General features: G+C 49.2%; 2 protein-coding genes. Both read left to right on the top strand.

Annotated elements, in window-relative coordinates; genetic code table 11:
• On the top strand, positions 1–675 hold a 675-nt coding region (gene flgG / locus KDK17_RS02580; RefSeq protein WP_257287269.1), incomplete at its 5' end, for a flagellar basal-body rod protein FlgG.
• Between the two features lie 23 nt (positions 676–698).
• A partial coding sequence (locus KDK17_RS02575; RefSeq protein WP_257287268.1) for a flagellar basal body L-ring protein FlgH occupies positions 699–1,129 on the top strand: 431 nt, incomplete at its 3' end.

The raw sequence follows: 1,129 nt of genomic DNA, 5'->3' as shown, positions 1-1,129 counted from the left end.
CGGGCCAGCTTTGAAGATCTCTTTTATCACATTGAAAAGCAGCCGGGGGCTCTGTCAGACCAGGACAACGAACTGCCTTCCGGCTTGCAGATAGGAACTGGCGTAAAAATTACCGGAACCCAGAAAGTGTTTACTCCCGGCAGTTATGAAACCACCAAACAGGCACTGGATGTGGCAATCATTGGTAATGGCTTTTTTCAGTTTACACAGCCCGATGGAACCGCTGCATTCTCCAGAAATGGTCAGTTTCACCTGAATGGAGATGGTCAAATAGTGAATGCCAGTGGTTTGCCTTTGGAACCGGGCATTACCGTACCCGCTGACGCCACCGGAATCAGTATTAGTGAAGATGGCATTGTTATGGCAACCATTCAGGGGCAGGTTGATCCGACAGAAATAGGCCAGATCAGCATTGCTAATTTTGTTAATCCGGCTGGTCTCGTGGCTCTGGGGGGGAATCTGTACCTGCAATCTGCCGCCAGTGGTGACGCGATAGAAGGCACTGCCGGTCAGGGAGGTTTGGGTTCGCTGAAACAGTTTACTCTGGAAACATCTAATGTCAGCTCAGTGGAAGAGCTGGTCAATATGATATCGGCACAGCGAGCCTATGAAATGAACTCCAAGGTCATTGCTGCGGCTGATGAAATGATGCAGTTCGTTAACCAGACTCTTTAACAGGGTTGGATAGAGGACAGAGAATGAGACTTCTGTGTTTTATAGCCATGTTTATGCTGTTTGGTTGTTCGAGTGCACCCCGCCAGGGTGACACCAAACCTGCTGGTCAACATCAGCAGGTGACAAAGGGCCCCGAACCTGAAGCGGAAAAAATGGTTGCTGATAACGCTGTCTTTCAAAAGGAAAGCTCCCACAACGAATCAGTTTATCCCAGTGGCAGCCTGTTTAATGCCAACTATGGCAACTTTATGTTCTCCGACCGTCGTGCCTACCGTCTGGGCGATATTCTTACCATCGAGCTGGAAGGTACCACGAATATCAGCATGAGTGGTTTAAGTAAAGTCGACAAAAATAATGCCATCAGCATTCCTGATCCGACCCTGTTGGGTAAAACCAGTGCAGCTATTCTTGGCGGGGGCCGATCTCTGGCCTTTGAAGTTCAGCCTTCCAGAAG

It is taken from the genome of Endozoicomonas sp. SESOKO2, from assembly GCF_024606245.1.
Lineage (GTDB): Bacteria > Pseudomonadota > Gammaproteobacteria > Pseudomonadales > Endozoicomonadaceae > Endozoicomonas_A.
Note: the sequence above shows the minus strand (reverse complement) of the source record. Positions and strands in the feature narration are given on the sequence as shown.